This window comes from Legionella birminghamensis (genome assembly GCF_900452515.1).
Lineage (GTDB): Bacteria > Pseudomonadota > Gammaproteobacteria > Legionellales > Legionellaceae > Legionella_C > Legionella_C birminghamensis.
Genome location: NZ_UGNW01000001.1, coordinates 436,157 through 453,410 on the forward strand (window position 1 = coordinate 436,157; position 17,254 = coordinate 453,410).

Here is a 17,254-nt window from a genome sequence, read left to right on the forward strand (position 1 = left end):
TAATTGCGATAACTACCGAGGCAGCCGCAGCCTGATCAAGGTTTTTCCTTAGTCCTCTTTTCGAAGCAATTCACTGGTAATAATAATCTCTCCCAGCAAGGTTCGATGGACAGGGCATCGTTCTGCAATTTCTTCAAGCCGTTCCAGCTGTTCTTCCGTCAGCGGGCCGCTTATTTCCAGTTGCTTGAAGATATGATCCAGCACTTTGTTTTTGTTTTCGAAATCCTCACAGTCGCGAATATGTTCTTTTTTATGGTTTAATTTGACGCTGACATGCTGGAGGGGAATTTGCTTGTGGTTGGCATAAAGCCTTAAAGTCATACTGGTGCAGGCGCCCAAGGCCATTAATAGATAATCATAGGGCCCGGGACCAGTGTTCTTACCTCCGGATTCAACTGGTTCATCGGCAATAAATTGCTGGCCTTGCCAATCGATAATCTGCTGAAACTGACTCTGGTGGCTTTCATTAATAATGACTTGATTTTGAGCATCCATTGCCGGGGATTTACTTTCAACGCTGACCCAGCGCATACTCCAGGCGGTAATCATATCGGCAAGAAATTCAGCGTCTTTCTGTTGGGTGACGAGATGGTCTGCGTTTCCAAGCGATACGAAACTCTTGGGGTGTTTAGCGGCTTTAAATATCAGTTCTGCATGTTCGATAGAGACAATGCTATCTACGGGGGAATGACAGATCAAAGGAGCGGCTTTGGTTTTAGCCAGGCGGTCAAGGCAGTGATATTGGGCCAAATCGTCAATGAATTGTTTGGTTAAGGTTAATTCCCGGCCCCCTAGAAAGACTTGAGCTCTCCCTTGCTGTTCGATTTCACTTATTTTGTCGTGAAAGTTATGGGTCACGTGATCCGCATAAGCTGGCGCTCCTATTGTCACAACGGCTTTAATGTCCGGTAACTGATCAAGGGCTGCCAAAACAGCCGCTCCGCCTAAGCTATGGCCAATTAATATTTGAGGAGGATAAAACGCCTGGCTCAGGAATTGAAAGGCGGCCACTAAGTCATCCAAGTTGCTGCTAAAATTCGAGTCACTGAAATTTCCTTCGCTTTGGCCTAAGCCGGCAAAATCAAAACGAAGTACATTAATCCCTTTCTGTGCCAGAGCCTTGCTCACCCGAACCGCAGCCAGGGAGCTTTTGGTGCAGGTGAAACAATGGGCATATATCGCATAGGTTTTACTGCCAATGAGAGGTTGCTCAAGAATGCCTTTAAGCCGGATACCCTGTTTATTAATAAAGGAAACGGCTTTACTCGCTGTGACCAGATTCGTCATAGTAACCTCTCTTAGACGGAATTTTCGCCTGGGGATTGTTTTCGAACGCGCCAAAGTGAATCTACAAAATAGCTCTTTGAATCCATATAATTTTTCACAATTTCAAATCCGCTCTTATGAGCGATTTCTTCAATATGGTCGATTAAATATTTATAAGAATATTCAACATGAATGGGTTCGTATTCATAAAAATTAAAGGAGCGGTTTAAGGCATCAATTCGTATAGACTGTTTGGCTCGACTTAATAAATAACTTTCCATGGCGCCCGAATAGACATTATAAGTGGCATAGTGTTGGAACTTCTCCAAATCAAAATGTGCACCCAGCTCGCGATTCATGCGTGTTAACAGATTCAGATTAAAATTACGCGTTATCAAATCACTGTCATTGTAGGCTTTATTTAAAATGTCAATGTCTTTCCGTAGATCAAAACCAATGAGAAGATAGTCATCATTCTGCAAGTCGTTAGCAATATTTTTCAAAAAAGTTTCTGTGTCTTTTGGATTAAAGTTGCCAATACTGGAGCCAAGAAAGAGCACCACATTCCTGCGTTTTGAGCGCTGGCTGAGCCAATGCAATCCGCTGAAGTAATCTGAATTGAGGGCAATCAGTTTCAGTTTGGGTAAATCCTGATGGAATTGCTTCACAATCTGATTCAGGTAGCGTCTGGATATATCAATGGTGAAATAAGTAAAATCCAGAGAGTCTTTCAGAAACTGGTCGAGGAATATTCTGGATTTAATTCCTTCACCTGGCCCAAGCTCGATGAGATTAAAGCTGCTTTCACCAAAAATAGAGGCAAATTCGCGTTTATTCTCTTCAAGAATTTCCAGTTCACATTTGGTAAGATAGTAATCAGGGTGTCTGGTTATTTGATTAAACAGTTCGCTGCCTTTCGCATCATAGAAATATTTGGAGGAAATGAACTTTTTTCTGCCGGAAAGTCCTTTTTCTACATCAAGCATAAATTCATGAAGATCATTCTTTGGAAGTTTTCCTTCCGATATTGTCTTTATTTGTAAATTTGCATTCATTTGAGTTCCCTCTTATTTGTTCTTTTCGACAGATTTTCCTCGTCCCTGGCCAGACGAATGCCGCTAAAGACCCAGCGTTTGTCTGCTTGGAAAAAATTGCGGTAAGTCGTTCTGATGTGTGCTGCAGGTGTTGCACAACTTCCTCCACGCAAGACCCGCTGGTTATTCATAAATTTTCCATTATATTCACCCAGGGAACCTTCTAGTGATCTGTAGCCTGGATAGGCGCTATAGCAACTGGAAGTCCATTCCCATAAATCGCCAAATAACTGATAGCTGTGTTCTTTGCTTTGCTGGAAGAAGGGAACTGGATGATAAATCCCCTTATCCATAAAATTGTCCGTTTCCGGGCGAAATTTACAGTGGCTTGCAAAATGTTCCCATTCTGCTTCAGTCGGCAGTCGACATCCCCGCCATCTTGCATAGGCATCCGCTTCATAGAAACTAATATGCGCAACCGGCTCGCCGGGCACTAAGGGTTTAAGGCCCGACAAACCAAAGATATGCCATTGCCCATCAATTCGATGCCAGTAAAGTGGGCAGCGGATGTGTTGATTCTGACACCAATCCCACCCATCAGCTAACCACCATTGCGGTTCCTCATAAGCCTGGGCTTCGATAAATTCCAAATATTCAGCATTGGTAACAAGGCGATTGGCGAGCGCATAGGGCATCAGTATAGTGCTATGGCGGGGCCTTTCATTGTCAAAACAAAACCCGCCGTCCTCATGGCCGATTTCTGCCACTGCGCCAGGCATTCCGATAAATTGCAGCGGAGATGTTCCGCCCGGGTTTGGCGTATTTTTAGCCTGCTTATAAATGGGAAACAGAGGGTTAATCGAGAAGTTATACTTGATATCCATCAGGAGTAATTCCTGATGTTGCTGCTCGTGATGTAAACCCAACGTAATCAGCGGCGTTACCCGCTGAATCTGCTCATCAGAAAGATTATCAATCATTTCCAGCATCTGATGATTAATTGCTCGTCGATATCCAAAGACTTCATTCACGGTGGGCCGCGATAGAAGGCCTCTTTTTGGGCGGGGGAACGGGCTGCCCACTCCCTGATAATAGGAATTAAATAAAAAATGAAAATCATCATGGAACCGCTGATAATTTGTAACGAAATCCTGCAGAATGAAGGTCTCAAAAAACCAGGACGTATGGGCTAAATGCCATTTCGGCGGGCTGACATCCTCCATCGCCTGAATCACAAAATCTTCAGTTACCAAAGGCCCGCACAGCGTTTCGGTCTGATTGCGGATAGTCTGATAACTATTTCTAAGCTGTGCCCGATTCATTTTTTAATCCTTCTGAGGAGGGATCGCTCATTAATCGATAATGTTTACGCCTTTCCAGAAAGCGATGTAATCCCTAATCCGGTTGGCAGCCTCTTTAGGGGCCGGATAATACCAAGCTGCCGCCGGATTCACTTTGCCATCTACCCTTATGTCGTAGTAATGGGCAACTCCCTTCCAGGGACAGATTGACGTATGGGAACTGCCTGTCAAATACTCCTGATGTACCGAGTTGGGAGGAAAATAGAAATTCCCTTCCACCCGTTCGCATAGATTACTCTCAGCAATTATTGTGCCATTCCATATTGCTTTGGTCATTTTCACCCTCGCCGGCAGATGTCAGGTGGATAGCAGCCAACCAGATGAGCTGGGCGTAGAAAAATGGCTGCTTGTTTTTCAAGTATAGCCGCGTTTTGAATAGCTTGTTGTGAAACTATTGCACGACAAAGAAATTTGAATGAATTTTCAGACATCAGTTACACTAAAATCCTTCTCTTCATAAGAGGTATTAAGGTACAATTTTTCAATAATTGATTGTCCTGTGTGTCATGCAACTTAAACAATTAAAACTGGCAGGTTTCAAATCTTTCGTAGATCCGACCGCAATCCCTTTTCCCAGTCAGCTTGTCGCTGTCGTTGGGCCGAATGGCTGTGGCAAATCCAATGTCATTGATGCGGTGCGTTGGGTGATGGGGGAAAGTGCTGCGAAAAATTTGCGCGGCGAGTCCATGACCGATGTAATTTTCAACGGTTCGTCCACTCGAAAAGCCGTAGGGCAGGCTTCTGTTGAACTGGTATTTGATAACAGCATGGGACGTCTCACCGGCCAATATGCCAGTTATCAGGAAATTGCTGTCAAGCGCGTGATTACCCGTGACGGGGATTCCTCTTATTTTTTGAATGGAACGCGCTGCAGACGGCGTGATATCACTGATATTTTCCTGGGCACCGGAGCCGGGGCACGAGGCTATTCAATCATTGGCCAGGGCACCATTTCCAAGATTATTGAGGCGAGGCCGGAAGAGTTGCGTGCTTTTCTGGAGGAAGCGGCGGGAATTTCCAAATACAAGGAGAGACGGCGGGAAACACTGCTGAGAATAGGGCATACCCGTGAAAATCTCTTACGTGTTGCTGATGTGCGGGAAGAGTTGGGCAAACAATTACAGCGTCTTGAGCGTCAGGCGAAAACGGCTGCCCGCTACCAGGAACTTGTGGAGCAGGAAAAACGCTGCAAATCAGAAATTCTGGCATTGAAATGGGCAAACCTGCTCAAAGATCAGGAAACGACTCAAAAAAACCTCTCAGAGCTGGCCGTTAATTGTGAGCAGCATCAGGCACAATCCACTGCGGCTTACCGAATATGTACTGATATGCGGGAAAGCCTGCATGCAAAGAATCAGCAATTTCAATTATTGCAGGAACAATTTTATCAACTGGCTACAGAAATAGCGCGCCTTGAAGAGAGCCGTGAACAGCAGCAGCGCGAGAAGCAGCGCCTGCAAAGCGATCAACAGCAATTACAAAGTGATTGGCAGACTGTCTGTGAGCAATTGCAGCTGGATACTGAAGCACTGGAGGCCAGCAATCTTAATCACCAGGAGCTTGAAACCAGGCTGAACAGTTTGCGCCAGGAGGTGGATGAATATAGCAATGCCTATCAGACGGTGCAGGAAGGGTTTGCTGCCTGGCAAAATACCGTCAATGAAACAACAGTTAATCTGAACAGATTGACCCGCGATACCCAGTTGGAGCAATTGCGTTTGCAGCATATCGGCCAGCGAAGCCAGGAAAATCAGGTCAAGCTCGAAAAAATTACTATCGAAAGGCAGCAATTGTCTGCCGTTGACGGGCTTGAAGAGAAATTAAGTACCTTGCAGGATGCATTATTCGAAGCAGAAGGGAAATACGAACAGGCGGAAATGCAATGCGAGCAGCAAGTTGAAGCGATTCAGATCCTGAAACGCCATGCGAATGAGACTGAGGCACGTATCCGTCAGGAACAAAGCAAATCCCATCAGCTGAATGTGCAGCAAGCCAGTTTAAGTGCTGCTTTACATAATCGTATTAACCAGCAACATAAAATACCCGAATCCTGGTCGGCCAAGCCGCGGCTGATTGAGAAAATGCAGGTGGAGACGGGCTGGGAATATGCCGTCGAGTTAGTTTTGGGGCTGGGTATGCATGCCGTGTTAGTGGATGATTTCAGCCAATTACTCCCCGACCTATGGAACCGGCAAATCACTGGCGGCACATTTACCAGTCCCGCAGATATAAAACAATCCAGCAGAGGGATGCCCTCTCTGGCAGACAAAATAACAGGGCTCATTCCGGAATCCGCCCCTCGCTTGAGTGAAATCTTTGCAGCAGCGGATTTAGAGCAGGCACGTCAGTGGCTGCCCGGGCTTCGACCTGAGGAATCAATCATTACCCCCGAAGGGATTTGGCTGGCGCAAAGCTGGCTCCAGGTGATTCTGCCTCAACCGCAATCCGGTGAAAGTTTATTAGCCAAGCAACAGCAATTAAATCTGTGCCGTGACAAATTGCTGGCGTGCGAAGCCTTGCTGGAAGAGCTTGAATCCAGGCTGGCAGAATCTCGTGAGCATATCCAGGGCAAAGAGTTTGAGCTTGAAACCTGGCAGGATAACCGCCGGCAGACGCAGGATCAACTGCGGCAACTAAAAGCAGAAATTGAAACGCTCGAACGTCAGATTCAACACCAAAATCAAATGCGCAGCCGTTTTAATGATGAACATGACGCACTCTGCCAGCAGCTTGAAGACCTGACTCAGGAGCGGGAAACTGTGGAAGCCAAACTGAAGGCTTTGCAACAGGAATTACAGCGCTATGAGCAGGAGCAGATGCGTTGTAATGATGAAAAACAGGTTTGGGATGAACAGATTAAAACGCACCGCCAATCTTTAGATGAGTGCCGCAGCCGTATTCACCAGGTGGAATTACAGCGCGAACGTGAAACACTGATTAATAAGCAGCTTAGCGGCAATATTCAACGGGAAGAGGCGAGGCAGCAGACCATTACTGAACGTCTGGAAAAGATTGCACAGCGATTGCTCGATCTTGAAGCCCCTGATGCGGATAAGACCAATCAATTGGATGATAAACTGGCCCAGCACCAGGAGCTGGAAGATTTGCTTTGCCAATACCGGGAAACAATTGATAGTTTAAATCAGAGTTTAAGCCAGCAGGAGACGCTCTATAAGACAGAAGAGTCCTTCGCCAAAACCCTGCAGGATAAAATGCAGCAGGAACAGTTGCAGCTGCAAACGCTTAGCGTGCGTATTGACGGACTGATGGAAAATCTTAATGAACTGGCAGTAACCCCTGAGCTGATTCTGCGAGATATTGCTGAGGATGTGACTATCGGATTACGTGAACAGCAGTTGCAGGAAATTGTCGAAAAAATTGGCCGGTTGGGTGCTATCAATCTTGCCGCGATCGAAGAATATGAGGCGGAGGCACAGCGAAAACTCTATCTTGATGAGCAACATAATGATCTCACAGAGGCCTTGGCCACCCTCGAATCAGCCATTGAAAAAATGGATAAAGAAACGCGTCAGCGTTTGCAAATTACTTTTGATGAAGTGAATGCGCGCTTTCAAAGTCTTTTTCCACGTCTTTTCGGCGGCGGCCGCGCTATGCTTGAATTAACCTGTGATAATCTCCTGGAAGCGGGGATTATGGTAATGGCGCAGCCGCCAGGCAAGCGTAATAGTACAATTCATTTGCTATCAGGCGGTGAAAAGGCAATGACGGCTGTCGCATTGGTATTTGCCATTTTTCAACTGAACCCCTCGCCATTTTGCATGCTGGATGAAGTGGATGCGCCGCTAGACGATGTGAATGTCGGAAGATTTTGTGCTTTGGTCAAAGAAATGTCACAATTCGTGCAGTTCCTGTTTATTACCCACAATAAAATCGCAATGGAGTTGGCGGATCACTTAATTGGTGTCACTATGAGGGAACCCGGTGTATCGCGAGTGGTTTCTGTAGATGTTGAGCAGGCTTTAATAATGACAGAATCATAATTAATAAAAATCGAATACCTTGGCAGGTGACTATTAACCTCAAGGCAAATATAGGAGTCAAACATGCAGGCAAACTGGAGTCTGATTCTCAATGTGGTGTTACTCATTGGGGTGGTAATCGCAATCGGGCGGTTAATGAAAGCGAGACGGCAAAGTTTTAGTACGGTAGTGAATCAACAACCGAAGCCCACTTTGGGACAGGCAGCAGAAAATCGTTCCTTTGATGATATTATTGCCGTGCGCAAGCTAAACCAGGAACCAGCTGCAGCGCCTGAAGTGAAAGAAGAGCCGGAGGTTCGGAAACCCGTCGTTCGCGAGGTGAAGGCACCGGTGGTTAAAACAATCGTCGTTGAAGAGAAAAAGCGGCCTGCCGTGAAGCCTGGCAAAACAATAATGCTGTTCCTGCAGGCCAAGGAAAATCGCCAGCTTGCTGGTTATGAATTACTGCAGACGGTTCTGGCTGCTGGTCTTCGTTTTGGAGAAGGACAATTATTTCACCGGCATCAGCAATCGAATGGCCAGGGGCCGGTTCTTTGTAGCCTTGCTGCAGCGACGGCGACCGGCATATTTGACTTACAGAATATCGGTGCATTCAGTGTAAAGGGCCTTTGCCTGTTCATGCAGACCTCAGGTGAGCCGGAAATTGATGCTGAGCGAATGGGGACCTTGTTTGAAACCGCGAGGTTATTGAGTGAAGGTCTGGATACTCGCTTGCTGGATGACCAACAGCGGCCTTTGAACGAAGAATCTATGAACCGGTATTATCAGATGCTCAATATTCCCGAAGAGGAAAGAGGTCTGTTGGAGTTGGCCGACTAGCATGTACATGTATTAGTTTTAGATTAACTGTCTTTGCGAGCCTGCGCGAAGCAATCCAGATCGAAGCTTTATTGTGGCATAGTCCTGAATTGCTTCACGATGTTCGCAAAGATGGGAATAAACGTAAAAAACCTGTTCCGAAAGACGGAGAGAGTTCATGAAATTACAAGAAATAGCAAAGGTATTAGGTTGTTCGCAGCGAAGCGGCGAAGTTTCACGGATAGTGATTGATAGCCGGCAGGTGCAGCCTGGTGATTTGTTTGTCGCTTTGCAAGGTGAACGCTTCAATGGGTATGAGTTTATTCTGGATGCCGAAGCCAAGGGCGCTGTTGCGGTTATTTGTGAGCAGAACCATCCGCAGGTAAAAATTCCGCAACTGCTGGTCCGCGACTCATTAGCAGCCATGACTGAATTGGCCAAAGCCCATCGTCAGTCTATTCACTGCCCTGTCATTGCCCTGACTGGAAGCAATGGTAAAACAACTGTAAAAGAAATGATTGCTTCAATTTTACCCAATCCATCCCTCGCCACCTACGGCAATCTGAATAACCATATTGGCGCGCCGCTCAGTGTGCTGCAATTAAGAAATGAACATCGCTATGCCGTATTTGAACTGGGAGCCAATCATCCGGGAGAAATTGCCCATACGGTTGCCATCGTTAAACCGGGGATAGCCTTAATAAATAACATTGCCCCTGCGCATATTGAAGGGTTTGGCTCTATTGATGGAGTGGCTCGGGCCAAGGGGGAGATTTATGAAGGCCTGGGTGAAACCGGAACTGCAGTGGTCAATCACGATGATAACTATGCGCATTTCTGGGATGAGCTGTTGGCAGGCAAGAAAGTCATTCGTTTTGGATTGCAGGCTGGTGACGTTTTTGCGCGGGAAGTGACTTACGATGAGAGGGGATGCCCCTTATTTATGCTGAATTTGCCCAATGGAAGCGGAAATATCCATCTGCACGTACCAGGAGAGCATTCGATTCGAAATGCCTTGGCTGCTGCCAGTTGTGCATATGCCGCCGGGATTGGCCTGGATGTAATTGTTAATGGCCTCAATGCATTTTCCGGGGTGAAAGGCAGAATGACCTATTTACAGGGAAAAAATAATTCAATTGTAATTGACGATACTTATAACGCCAATCTGCGCTCAGTACTGACTGCCGTTGATGTACTGTCGAAGCGGCAGGGCAAGCGTATTCTTGTTCTCGGTGATATGGGCGAACTGGGCGCCTGGACTCAAAAGCACCATGAAGAAATTGGCCTGGCCGCTTTACAGCAGGGGATTGATTTACTGATGACCTGTGGACGCCAAAGTGAGTTTACCAGTAAGGCATTCGGGCAAACAGCCAGGCATTATAGCAGTCAGGACGAACTGGCCCAGGATTTATTACCGCAACTGGACAGTACTACCACTGTATTGGTGAAAGGCTCACGTTCAGCGGCCATGGAAAAAATAGTGCAGCAATTAGTCGCTTGAGAGGCTTGTCATTACTTGCCTATGCTTGCAATGAGAGAAGAAGCTGTAAAGCTTCGCCAGTTTCAAAAATAAGATGTTTGGCGCATAGCGCAAACCCAGGGATTTTGCAATACCAACCTTTGTGGTATTCTTGCCCGGTTTTGCGCTCTTTTTTGCCGTTGGCAGAACAGTGACGTTATTTATTACTAACTTTGAGGAATTTTCAACATGCTTTACTGGTTAACGCAGCTTATACAAGGACAGTATCATGCGTTTAGGGTGTTTCAATACCTGACTTTCCGTTCCATTCTTGCCGCACTCACTGCGCTATTGGTTAGTTTGTTTTGCGGACCATTGATGATTCGCTGGCTGCGCAGTTTACAGATGGGACAGGTAGTACGAAATGACGGCCCCCAGACCCATCTATCTAAAGCCGGTACGCCCACTATGGGCGGTGTGTTGATTCTGGTGGGTATTACCGCCAGCAGCTTGTTATGGGGCGATTTGCATCAGCCTGCTTTATGGCTGGTCCTTCTGGTGACACTCGGTTTTGGCGCTGTCGGCTGGATTGATGATTACCGTAAGGTGGTGCGAAAAAACAGCCGGGGCCTGCCAGGCCGCTGGAAATATTTCTGGCAGTCTGTTATTGCCATTGTGGCAGTATCCTATTTATATTTCAATGCCAATTTACCCGTCCATACCCAGCTTACCATTCCTTTTTTTAAAAATCTGATAATAAACCTTGGGCCGCTATTTCCGATATTGGCTTATTTTGTTATCGTCGGTAGTAGTAATGCAGTGAATTTAACTGATGGATTGGATGGTCTGGCCATTGTTCCTATCATTATGGTAGCCGGTGCGCTGGGTGTATTTGCTTATGCCAGCAGTAACGCCCTCTATGCCCATTACCTCGCAATCCCCTTTGTGCCCGATACCGGCGAGTTGACTATTTTCTGTTCGGCTGTTGTAGGGGCGGGTCTTGGTTTCCTTTGGTATAACACCTACCCTGCGCAAGTATTTATGGGTGATGTCGGCTCCCTGGCCCTGGGAGCTGCTTTAGGATCGGTTGCTGTAATCGTAAGACAGGAACTGGTTTTATTGATTATGGGTGGTCTGTTTGTGCTGGAAACTATGTCAGTAATTTTACAGGTGGGGTATTTTAAATGCACTGGCGGGAAGCGCCTGTTCCGCATGGCGCCATTGCATCATCACTTTGAGTTAAAGGGCTGGTCAGAGCCTAAAGTGATTGTCCGGTTTTGGATTATGACCATAATCTTTGTGCTTTGTGGTCTGGCTACATTGAAATTACGATAGGAAAACTATGAATCAATCATTGTATCTCGTTGCTGGTCTTGGAAAAACCGGGCGTTCAATAGCGGGCTATTTACATCGTCGTAATTTACCTTTTGTGGTATTTGATACCAGGCCCCAACCGGAAGGCTTAAGCGAGTTCAGAGCCATGTTTCCGGGGGTTGATATTTTTCTTGGCCAATTTCCTGATGAAATTTATGATCAGCTAAAAGAAATTATTACCAGCCCTGGTATCTCTCTGGACGAACCTTTTTTGCAAAAGGCCCTTGAAAGAAAAATCCCGGTGATTGGCGATATTGAATGCCTGGCCCGGGATATTCAGGTGCCCGTCATCGCAATTACCGGCACCAATGGTAAATCCACTGTAACCAGTTTAGTCGGTGAGATGGCCAGAAAAGCAGGCTTTTCGGTGGCTGTTGCCGGGAATATCGGCGCCCCTGTACTTGATCTGCTGGACGATGATAATGACTATAATCTCTGGGTTCTTGAGCTCTCGAGCTTTCAACTGGATCTGATTTATAGTTTATCTCCTGTGGCCGCCACCATTCTTAACATTACCCCTGACCATCTGGACAGACATCATAGCATTGAGGCTTACCGGTTTTCCAAGCAGCGTATTTACCGGCGCGCCAGGCTATGCCTCTATAACCGGGATGATTGGCAAACTGCACCTATTGATCTTGAGCCAACGCAGAAAACTGTCAGCTTTGGATTTAGCAAGCCAACAACAGAGGAATGGGGAATTATCCGCCAAGCGGATATGATAAGCCTTGCTCAGGGGGAAGACTGTGTTATTTCCATCGATGACATACGAATCAAAGGGAAGCACAATTGGCAAAATGCCCTCGCTGCCTGTGCACTCGCAACTGCTGCAGGAATTGATGTTCAAAGTATACGCGAGGTACTGACTCATTTTTCCGGCCTTCCACATCGTTGCCAGTGGGTGAGGACGCTTGATGGTGTGGACTGGATTAATGACTCCAAGGGAACCAATATTGGCGCAGCAATCTCTGCTATTTCAGGGATAGGCGGCGCTATGCAGGGACGGATCATCCTGATAGCCGGCGGTTTGGGCAAAGGGGCTGATTTCAGCGAATTACGCGCCCCCGTCAGCGAGTACGTCCGTTCTGTTATTTTAATTGGAAAGGATGCTGATCTGATTGAAGAGGCTTTGACAGGCCTAGTGCCGGTGTTGAGGGCTGCAAGTCTTGATGATGCAGTCGCTATGGCTAAAGCCGAGGCTCAAGCAGGTGATGTTGTACTGCTTTCTCCTGCCTGCGCCAGTATGGATATGTTTAAAGATTTCAATCATCGCGGCGAAGCATTCAGCGAAGCAGTCAGAAGGTTATAAAGCGTATGCAACCCAGGCATTATACTCAGCGCGGTAAACCAACACATAAGCCATTGGCCCTGTACGATCGGTGGCTAATGGGTGCCGTTTTAGGACTTATCATTATCGGTCTGATGATGGTCGCTTCAAGTGCGGTAATGATTTCCACCAAATATTATCATCAGCCTTTTCATTTCCTGATTAGGCAATTCTGTTATTTGTTTGCCGGATTTATGGTTGCGCTGGTCATCATGCGTATCGACAGCAGCTCATGGGAAAAAATGAGTATGCCGCTTTTACTCGTTTGCTTGTTGATGCTCTTAATTGTACTCATCCCAGGTATTGGCAGAACAGTCAATGGCAGCCGGCGTTGGCTAGCATTTGGCCCGATTGGGATCCAGGTGTCTGAGTTGGCAAAGATGACCATGATTTTCTATGTGTCCGGTTATCTGGTACGCCAGCAGCAGTCAATCAGGCAATCCATTGCTGGATTTATCAAGCCCATGATTATTTTGGGCATAGTAGCCGTTTTATTATTGATGGAACCTGACTTTGGGGCTACCGTTGTAATTACCGGCACGGTAATGGCTATGCTGTTTTTAGCAGGCGTCAAATTTCGTTACTATGCGGGATTATTGTTAGCAGTGGGCGTGGCATTGGCTTTGCTGGCCATTTCCTCTCCTTACCGGGTGGCACGACTGACTGCATTCCTTGATCCCTGGGCGGATCAATACAATAGCGGCTATCAGTTGACGCAGTCCCTTATCGCTTTTGGCCGAGGAGGCTGGATGGGCGTTGGTTTGGGCGATAGTGTTCAAAAGCTATTCTATTTGCCTGAGGCGCATACGGATTTTTTATTTGCTGTACTAGCAGAAGAATTAGGTTTGCTGGGTGTGCTTCTCGTATTAATTTTGTATAGTATACTTGTGTTTCGAGGTTTATTAATCGGATATACCGCTCATAGCCAGGATAGGCTTTTTGCTGCTTTCGCCGCCTACGGTTTAACCTTTTGGCTGGGATTACAGGCTGCTATCAATATGGGTGTAAATTCAGGGCTGCTACCGACAAAAGGGTTGACGTTGCCATTATTAAGTTATGGTGGCGCCAGTATGGTGGTAAATTGTATGGTCATTGCATTACTGCTGCGTATCGATCATGAAAATCGTTGGCAATCATTAGGATTAAGATCGCCAGCCTTATAAAAAATAAAGGGGAATTGTGTGAATAGTTTGGGACACTTTCTTTCGCCAAGGATGGGGCGGGTGGAACAGATTCATTTCGTGGGAATTGGCGGCGTTGGCATGTGCGGTATCGCAGAGGTTTTGCATAATGAGGGTTATCGGGTAACCGGCTCGGACATTAGCGAAAATAAAGCGGTGCAACGCCTACAGTCTCTCGGTATTAAGGTTCATATTGGCCATCGCGTGGAAAATATCAAGGGCGCGGATGTCGTAGTCCGATCCACGGCTGTTCAATCCGAAAACCCTGAAGTTACTGCCGCACATGAGCAGCTGATTCCCGTTATCCCGCGCGCTGCCATGCTGGCAGAGCTTATGCGTTTCCGCCATGGAATCGCTATCGCGGGTACCCATGGTAAAACCACAACGACCAGCCTGGTCAGCAGTATATTGGCAGAAGGCGGTTTTGATCCCAGCTTTGTTATTGGCGGCAAGTTAAATAGCTGTGGCAGCAATGCACAACTGGGTAAGTCGGCCTATTTTGTAGCCGAAGCGGATGAAAGCGATGCCTCGTTCCTGTACCTGAAGCCGATGATGGCTGTCGTTACTAATATTGATGCCGATCATATGGGTACTTATGACGATAATTTTGACAAGCTGCGCAGCACCTTTGTTGAGTTCCTTCATCATTTACCCTTTTATGGCCTGGCAGTGGTATGTCTTGAAGACGATGAAGTACGCCGCATATTGCCTGAAATCCAGCGGCCTACCAAAACCTATGGTTTTCGCGAGGGGGCTCATTTTAGAGCACTGGACTGGACTCAAAATGGACTGCTGAGTGAGTTCACTGTTCAACGGCCGGCACCGCACAAACCGCTGGCAATTAAATTCCCCTGGCCTGGACGGCACAATGTATTAAACGCTCTGGCCGCAATTGCTATTGCAACCGAACTGGATGTGAGTGACGAGGCGATTATAAATGGCCTGTTTAAATTTCAGGGAGTCGGGCGGCGTTTCCAAATTCTGGGGGAGAGACGCTTTGAGCAGGGTAGTGCCATTGTAGTGGATGACTATGGCCACCATCCTCAGGAAATAATTTCCACGATCGATGCATTTCGCCGTGTTTGGCCAGATCGCCGGCTGATTCATGTATTCCAGCCGCATCGATACAGCCGTACGCATTCTTTGTTCCCGCAATTCGTCCAGGCCTTAAGCCTGGCTGATGAATTGCTGTTATTGGATATCTATTCCGCAGGCGAGCCACCTATTGAAGGCATTTCCAGCCAGTCGCTTCTGCAGGAAATTCGTAAAGATTTTCCCAATGCGCGTCTGGTCAATGAGCAGACTTTGCAGGCATCCCTGGATGAAATTGTCACCGAGGGAAATGTCATTTTGATGCAGGGGGCCGGAAATGTGGGGCAGATGGCTATCAATCTGATACAAACTGCAAGAGAGCCAGCATGACAACAATGAATCTGCAAACAGACGAGCTATCTCTCCAAGGGGAATTATTACTGCAGGAGCCCCTGGCTGACTACACAACCTGGCGGGTAGGCGGCTTGGCTCACAAGCTGTATAAACCAGCGGGTATTGACGATTTGGCAGCCTTTTTGAAGCAGTTGCCGGCAGATGAGCCGCTTCTCTGGATAGGGCTTGGCAGTAACTCTCTCATAAGGGACGGCGGTTTTTCTGGAACAGTGATTTTAACCCAGGGTTGTCTGAAGAACGTTCAGCTTGTCGATGAAACAACAGTACATGTCGAGGCCGGTGTTTCCTGTGCTACCATGGCCCGTTTCTGTGCTCGCAATAATCTGGCTGGCGGCGAGTTTTGGGCTGGCATTCCCGGTACTATGGGAGGCGCCTTGCGCATGAATGCCGGTTGTTTCGGAAGTGAAACCTGGAAAGCAGTCGTTGAGGTTGAAACCATGACGCGAGAGGGACAGCGGAAAATTCGTACACCTGAGGAATTTGAAATCGCGTATCGCCACGTATCCGGTTTGGCTGAGGATGAATGGTTTATTGCAGCAACCTGCCGTTTGCAAAAGGGGGAAAAAGAGCAATCCCTTAAGCTAATTAAAGAATTATTGGCGCATCGGGCGGAAACACAGCCAACCAGCGAATATAATTGCGGTTCAGTGTTTAGAAATCCTCCCGGCGATTTTGCAGCCCGGCTAATCGAATCCTGCGGATTAAAAGGTTATCAACTGGGAGGCGCTGTAGTTTCAACCAAGCATGCGAATTTTATTATTAATCAACATGGAAATGCTTCTGCTAATGATATTGAGTCGTTAATAGAGCTGGTGCGTGAAACAGTTCGGCAGCAAACTGCGGTAGAACTGATTCGCGAAGTACATATCATCGGAGCAAAACATGTCTAAACCAATTAATCTTGTACTTCTTTATGGCGGGAAATCCGGTGAGCATGAGGTTTCACTCATCTCTGCGGCTTCAGTATTAAGCCAACTCAATGCCGATAAATATCGAATAATCCCTATTGGCCTTGATAAAGAAGGCCGGTGCTATCTCAACGATTATCAGGAGCTGTTAACACATAGCAAAAGCCTGCCAGTGAGCACCGCCAAATCACAGCCCCTGCCCAGCCTGTTTATCGATGGGCGCCTGGCGGTTGAGGCGGATGTTGTTTTCCCGGTCATGCATGGGCCCTTGTATGAAGATGGCTGTATCCAAGGCCTGCTGGAATTAGCGGATGCTGCCTATGTAGGCTGCGATGTGTTGGCATCTGCGATTGGAATGGATAAGGATATGGCGCGACGCCTGGCCTGCTATGGCGACATTCAAAGCGCTCGATACCGCCTGTTATCCTGGCATGCATCAGCAAAAGAAAAACAGGCCTTTTGCCAGGAGCTAATCAATGATTTTGGTTTGCCCCTGTTTGTGAAACCCTGTTCGCTGGGTTCTTCCGTAGGGATTCATAAAGCAAAAACTCCCGAAGAGCTGGTTAATGCCGTCAATGATGCCCTTCGCTATGACGAGGCAATTCTGGTGGAAGAATACATTGCTGGCCGTGAGATTGAATTATCGGTTCTCGAAAATGCGCAGACCGCTTCAGAACCTTTGGTGAGTGTCGCGGGGGAAATTAAGGTCAACCATGCCGATGGGTTTTATTCCTACACAGCCAAATACCTGGAAAGCGAAGCAACTGAGTTACACATTCCTGCGAATCTTTCAGTATCATTACTGGAACGCTTGCAAAAAACGGCAAAAGATATTTTTCTGCGTTTAAAATGCAAGGGAATGGCGAGAGTCGACTTTTTTGTTAATGAACAGACCAATCAAATTTATTTCAATGAGATCAATACCTTGCCCGGCTTTACCCCCATTAGCATGTATCCAAAGCTTTGGGATGCCAGCGGTCTTTGCTATCCTGATTTGCTGGATAAACTGGTTGAACTGGCGATGAGACACCATCGCTGTAAACAGCAATTGGTAACCAATTATCAGTAACGGATATGTTCGCTTGCTGGGCCTGGGCGC

Annotated in this window: 13 protein-coding genes; 9 read left to right on the plus strand and 4 right to left on the minus strand. The window is 47.0% G+C overall.

Annotated features, from left to right (window positions below; genetic code table 11):
• Positions 1–48: 48 nt before the first annotated feature.
• The 4 genes from DYH42_RS01855 to DYH42_RS01870 are packed head-to-tail and all read right to left on the minus strand — an operon-like array spanning position 49 to position 3,937.
• Positions 49–1,287, minus strand: coding sequence for a bifunctional alpha/beta hydrolase/OsmC family protein (locus DYH42_RS01855; RefSeq protein WP_058523333.1), 1,239 nt, complete (start codon positions 1,285–1,287; stop codon positions 49–51).
• A gap of 11 nt (positions 1,288–1,298) precedes the next feature.
• The gene (gene egtD / locus DYH42_RS01860; protein ID WP_058523334.1) at positions 1,299–2,321 is read right to left on the minus strand and encodes an L-histidine N(alpha)-methyltransferase; all 1,023 of its coding nucleotides are present in this window, start codon (positions 2,319–2,321) and stop codon (positions 1,299–1,301) included.
• Entirely contained in the window at positions 2,318–3,622 is a 1,305-nt protein-coding gene (gene egtB, locus DYH42_RS01865; protein ID WP_058523335.1) for an ergothioneine biosynthesis protein EgtB, read from the minus strand. Before egtB ends, egtD begins: the two co-directional genes overlap by 4 nt.
• A 30-nt stretch (positions 3,623–3,652) precedes the next feature.
• Positions 3,653–3,937 (minus strand): DUF427 domain-containing protein, encoded by a 285-nt coding sequence (locus tag DYH42_RS01870; RefSeq protein WP_058523336.1) that lies wholly within the window; start codon positions 3,935–3,937, stop codon positions 3,653–3,655.
• A 230-nt stretch (positions 3,938–4,167) separates the two neighbouring features.
• On the opposite strand from DYH42_RS01870, the gene smc reads away from it, so the two are divergent.
• The 9 genes from smc to DYH42_RS01915 all read left to right on the plus strand — a co-directional run bounded on the left by smc (position 4,168) and on the right by DYH42_RS01915 (position 17,224).
• Positions 4,168–7,662: a chromosome segregation protein SMC gene (smc, locus tag DYH42_RS01875; RefSeq protein WP_058523337.1), complete on the plus strand. Its 3,495-nt coding sequence runs from the start codon at positions 4,168–4,170 to the stop codon at positions 7,660–7,662.
• A gap of 63 nt (positions 7,663–7,725) precedes the next feature.
• On the plus strand, positions 7,726–8,481 hold the full coding sequence (locus tag DYH42_RS01880) for a cell division protein ZipA C-terminal FtsZ-binding domain-containing protein (protein WP_058523338.1): 756 nt from the start codon (positions 7,726–7,728) through the stop codon (positions 8,479–8,481).
• A gap of 157 nt (positions 8,482–8,638) precedes the next feature.
• Entirely contained in the window at positions 8,639–9,961 is a 1,323-nt protein-coding gene (locus DYH42_RS01885) for a UDP-N-acetylmuramoyl-tripeptide--D-alanyl-D-alanine ligase (RefSeq protein WP_058523339.1), read from the plus strand.
• A gap of 207 nt (positions 9,962–10,168) precedes the next feature.
• On the plus strand, positions 10,169–11,254 hold the full coding sequence (gene mraY, locus DYH42_RS01890; protein WP_058523340.1) for a phospho-N-acetylmuramoyl-pentapeptide-transferase: 1,086 nt from the start codon (positions 10,169–10,171) through the stop codon (positions 11,252–11,254).
• A gap of 7 nt (positions 11,255–11,261) precedes the next feature.
• A complete protein-coding gene (gene murD / locus DYH42_RS01895) occupies positions 11,262–12,602 on the plus strand; it encodes a UDP-N-acetylmuramoyl-L-alanine--D-glutamate ligase (protein ID WP_058523341.1) in 1,341 nt (446 codons plus the stop codon).
• Positions 12,603–12,607: 5 nt separating this feature from the next.
• Complete coding sequence (gene ftsW, locus DYH42_RS01900; RefSeq protein WP_058523342.1) at positions 12,608–13,783, plus strand: putative lipid II flippase FtsW; 1,176 nt, start codon at positions 12,608–12,610, stop codon at positions 13,781–13,783.
• Between the two features lie 51 nt (positions 13,784–13,834).
• Positions 13,835–15,223 carry a UDP-N-acetylmuramate--L-alanine ligase gene (gene murC / locus DYH42_RS01905; protein ID WP_420324122.1) on the plus strand — a complete coding sequence of 463 codons (1,389 nt, stop codon included), beginning with the start codon at positions 13,835–13,837 and terminating at the stop codon, positions 15,221–15,223.
• The gene (murB, locus tag DYH42_RS01910; protein ID WP_058523344.1) at positions 15,220–16,137 is read left to right on the plus strand and encodes a UDP-N-acetylmuramate dehydrogenase; all 918 of its coding nucleotides are present in this window, start codon (positions 15,220–15,222) and stop codon (positions 16,135–16,137) included. Before murC ends, murB begins: the two co-directional genes overlap by 4 nt.
• Positions 16,130–17,224, plus strand: a complete 1,095-nt coding sequence (locus tag DYH42_RS01915; RefSeq protein WP_058523345.1) for a D-alanine--D-alanine ligase family protein — start codon at positions 16,130–16,132, stop codon at positions 17,222–17,224. The genes murB and DYH42_RS01915 overlap by 8 nt, the downstream gene beginning before the upstream one ends.
• Positions 17,225–17,254 lie beyond the last annotated feature (30 nt).